Raw genomic sequence first — 4,585 nt, 5'->3', positions numbered from 1 at the left:
CTTTACTATTCTTTTCTAATGCTTCATAAGTATAATCAAAATCCTTATAAATTTTCTTTCCAAATTTAGCTTCAACAGTATTTTTCAGTTCGTCTTCATCAATTTTCACTATTCCTAACTCATTTACTTCAATTCCAAGAGTGTCTATTTTTTCATCAGTTTTTCTTGTTTTATTTTTTCCTCGCTCGACAGGTTCTAATTTTTCTAATATTTCACGCGCTTTTTCTGAAGAGAAGACTCCAGATACATTTTGAAATAAGAAATTAGACATAAATCCTCTTCTAACAACTTCTCTAGCTTTAATCGTTTTGGGAATAGTTAAAACTTTTGTAACATCGAGTTCAACCATACTACCGTCTTCATCCTCCGCTATAACAGGGAAGAAATTGAGTAGTGTTTTAATGTTATTTTCTCTATCATCTGTAGTTCCTGAACCACTTACTGTTTCAGCATTTAAATTATTAGCAAATTCATCATATATTATTAATGTTCTTTCAGGTGAAAAGTCAAAAATATATGCGTTTTGCTTCTGTTTCATTTGACCATTCTCTTCGTAGACCCATGAATTTTGCGCCCTAAAAGCAGCCTGCATATACAGACTAGGCGATTTTATATTAGTTAACATCAAGACACCTGTCCATTCTGGAACAGTTACGCCTGTAGTTAATTGTCCTACAGAAAGTGTAATTGTTCTTTCATATTTATTAATTGCTTTACGGACACGTTCTAGTGATTTTTCATTAATGATTTGGTCATCCGTTGAGCGACCATCTCCAGCAGCTAATATAACTTTATAATCACTAAATGTTTTATGTGTCTTTAAAAGTTTTTCTAGTGCCTTTGCACTAGCGACCCGATTTAACAGCCAAAATGTATGTTTTAATTCATTCCTTAATTTAGATGTAGAAAATGGGTACTTCTCTCTTGTTGTTAAACTATCAAGCCACTTTATAACGTCTGATTCATATACAAAACTACCGTCATCATTTGTTGAAAAAAATTCATTAAGATCAAAAGCATAGTCTACATTTTCGCCATCTATATCTGCACCTTTGTTTACTTCTTCAGTTATCATCTCACTCATTTTATAAGTAAACATATTCAGTTGTGGCAAATTTTTATAAGGATTATTCTTATTCGAGTCTTTCCAGTTTTGCTTTGCTTTTTGCTCATCAGCATAACTCCAGTTAAAAATTTGATCCTCTCTAAAATCACCCGAAGCTATAGCCTTAAAAGGTGTACCTGATAAATACAAACTAAATCTACTTTTAATTTTCCTAAAGGCCACATCTGTTTTTATCGTATCAACACCTTCATGAGATTCGTCTATTACCAAGAGATCCCATTCCAAATCCTTCACCCAAGCAAGTTTTTGGTAAGGTCCACCAAAATCAATTGCACCTTTTAAATCCTGTAATGAAATAAAGGAAATCAGTGATTTTTTACCATTTTCACTGCACAACTGTCTAACAAAATCTTCTCTCTCTAAAACTGGTCTATCTTTTAACGAATCTGTAGTAGAAACAAATGCATAATCAGTTTGCCATGCAATAAATTTTTCAAAATCATCGTACCAAGAATTAGCAATTGCTGGACGATTAGTAACAATTAACACACGACTTGCATTTAAACGTCTGGCAAGATCATAGGTGGTTAACGTCTTTCCGAATCTAGGTTTAGCATTCCATAAAAACTTTAGCTCTTCATTGCCTTTGTATTTCTTCATGTAAGATAAAGTTTTCTTGATGGCTTCTTCTTGCTCAAATCTAAGCTGATAATCCATTTGTTCAGACTCTTGGTTAATCTTAAAATTACAATAATCTAAATAATCTGAATATGACTTATCAGGGTAACCATTATAATAAAACCATTCGCTCCCTTTTTCTTGCTCCCTATGCTTTTGTTTTATTAGATAAGAATGAAGTTGATAATCTTTAAACCACCCATCTGAATTATTAAATTTTGCAGGTCCACTCCACAATTTATCGTAATTTAACTTTATAGCTGCTGTTCTTGTTTGTTCAAGAATTCTACTATCTACATTTTCTCTTTCTGTGTATCCAATTTTAACCCAGCCATCTTTGCTATTAATATCCGGAAGTGTATATGCATATATCTGCGGATATATTGTCTTTACTGTTTTAATTTTCTCACTTACACTCACTTTATTTTACTCCTCGTAAAATACTCCATCTTACCTGTGCTCCAGTTCATTATTTTTACTTTTTTCCTTTTTTAATTATCCACTGCTCCTCAGGTTCTATATCAAAAAGAGATAATTGAATATTGATAGCCTTTTCTTTTTTCTCACTAAATGGAACTATAAATTTAAGTCCGTCCATTTGAAACACATTATAGCTAATAATAGTGGCTATTTTTTTGAAAAGTCCTAGTATCGGTTCTTCGTTCCATTTTGAAATATAATAATCTCTATAAGTATAGAGCATATTTTCTCTTGCAATAAGAAGTGAGTCCCCATTCCATTCATATCCATAACTGGCTTTGTATGCTTCTTCTACAAGACGTTGCCATTCAGCCTTATTATCTACTTCTAAATTTATTCTTTTCAGTTTCCTGTCCACGAATCCTTGTCTATCTTTTATAGGCACTAAATATCCCTTTTCAACATCGTATCTAGATACCATGTATGGACCTTCACCACAGGTAATTTCTAGCCATGTTTTTTGAACATACTGTTCAAGATTAAGATCCAAAAAGTCCTTTTCTAAATAATCATTTTGTTTTTTTATAGTCCATAAAGGGGTAAAAACTTCAGCTTTTGATTTCGTTCTTTCTTGTTTTTCTAAATCGGTCTTTAGAGCTCTTGGCATAATTAAATCTTTCATATTGCCAGTAATTAAATTAGCAAAAATTTCAGACTCTGCAGAGTAAGCTTTTTTGTCGTAATGGCTATATTGGTTATGCCCCCAAATTATATTTTTTTGTTTTCTCTGGGTGCTTTTTGTTCTATCTACCAGTAAAATATCTAGCACATCCGGCATTTTTTCTCGAATAAAATTCTCTTCAATATCAGCACCAGTTATTTTTATCATATTTTCATCTATGCAAGTATCTTCCGAGAAAACAAACATTTTCAGGATCCTCCCTTAATGTATTTTTGATAGATTGCCTCAACTAGCGTCCCAGTTGACAAGCATTAATGACTTCTAGTCCTTAGCGTTATTTACTGAGCATTCTCTATTTTGTAATCTTCATACATTTTAACGCTCTCCATACTATTTAACGCTAACAGTAAACCAGTCAACCAAGGTGTGCAGTTTCCACCCATTCACTCTTTTACTCTAAGCGTTAAATCAAGTTTCAAAGTATTTCAATTTTCTTAATCCTAACAAATCCTTGATAACAACAGCTTTCAAAATCAATTATAACATTAAATCGTATCCATCAGAACATTATCATTTTCGTTATCGCTGTGATCGCAATCACTGACAACGAAAGAATCACTCAATACAAGCGTCGTCGCTTTTCACCGTTTAAGGACGGTTTGAAAGAGCTGAAAAATGACTTGAATTTCACTCTTGTTTCCATGTTTGTTTAAAATCAACTGGGAAATACTGTATTCCTATCTATGCCATCCTTGAGAACGAAATAACATCTGTTTAGCTCACCCAAAGTATATCAAGGCAATTCGAGAGAAAAATCTGAGCCAGAATGTGGTTCATTCTGACCCAGATTTGATTTTGCACAACTCATCAGTCCTCGTAAAATATATTTTGTCTAACAGCTTTCATTCAAGTGTCTATAAGTATAAAATTTATTGAATAACACATTCCTTTCGGAATTTATTTCGCAAACTGGTGAAAAAAACGCTATCATAACTGGCTTACTTAGGCAAATCTTCAAATTGCAAGTATCATTTCTGATGTACTTGGAAAATCCACTCTTAGGCTGAAGTCGTTCCTGCCAATAACAACAATGCTAGTAAAAAGTATTTAACTTGAAAATCTAAAGTAGATCGCTATCTCAAACCATTGCTTATCGAAGTAGCGAATGCCGTGGTGAAATCTGAAAAAACAAACACCTAAACAAGTATCTACAACTTCAAAAAGCATAAAGATCACAAGAAAGCAATAATTGTGATTGCTCGTCGGTTACTTGTGGCGGTTTACCATATTCTCAAAAAAGATGAAAAATATAATCCCACTCTTTATCACTATCAAGAATATGTTGCTTCAATTAAAAAGCTGTTTATTTAAAAAGTGATTCAATCTACAAAAAGTCACGGATGTCAAGTTAGTTGATTTGATATAATTCGAAAGTGTTTAAATGCCCTTTTATTTAGTTTACCTTTTTTCTGCGATTACGGATGTGGTTCACGTGATATTTTTTCAAACTTATCCATTCTCTTTTTTTCTGCCTGTTAAATCATTAGAAATAAAAATATTCTCTAATTTGTTGTCTTACGTTGTCCTTTTTATTTCTGATTAATTAGGATAGTAAAAGCTTGCATTACTGATATCTATTTATTTTTCATAAACTGCAAAATAATATATATAGTTTTACTAATTATTAACTTCACTCCTAACATAATAGTAACTAAGAGCAAACAAGCAAAAAACAATAC

2 protein-coding genes and 1 pseudogene are annotated in these 4,585 nt (G+C 32.2%); 1 reads left to right on the top strand and 2 read right to left on the bottom strand.

Translation table 11 applies throughout. From position 1 onward, the window contains the following. The coding region (locus A5883_RS18910; protein ID WP_176324043.1) for a DEAD/DEAH box helicase at nucleotides 1-2,164 on the bottom strand (2,164 nt) is incomplete at its 3' end. Between the two features lie 55 nt (nucleotides 2,165-2,219). Then, nucleotides 2,220-3,092, bottom strand: a complete 873-nt coding sequence (locus A5883_RS18905) for a restriction endonuclease (protein WP_254907917.1) — start codon at nucleotides 3,090-3,092, stop codon at nucleotides 2,220-2,222. 290 nt (nucleotides 3,093-3,382) lie between these two features. Between A5883_RS18905 and A5883_RS19690 the strand changes: the two are divergent. Next, nucleotides 3,383-3,660: pseudogene (locus A5883_RS19690) on the top strand (hypothetical protein); the annotation flags it as partial. Nucleotides 3,661-4,585 lie beyond the last annotated feature (925 nt).

The sequence above is a fragment of the Enterococcus sp. 5B3_DIV0040 genome, assembly GCF_002140755.1.
Taxonomy (GTDB): Bacteria; Bacillota; Bacilli; order Lactobacillales; family Enterococcaceae; genus Enterococcus_D; species Enterococcus_D casseliflavus.
The sequence above is the reverse complement of the archived record's forward strand: the minus strand, read 5'-3'. Positions and strand labels throughout refer to the sequence as shown.

Coding starts and splice junctions, on each gene's coding strand:
- A5883_RS18905 (WP_254907917.1), bottom strand. CDS start 3,092: ATGTTTGTTTTCTCGGAAGATACTTGCATAGATGAAAATATGATAAAA.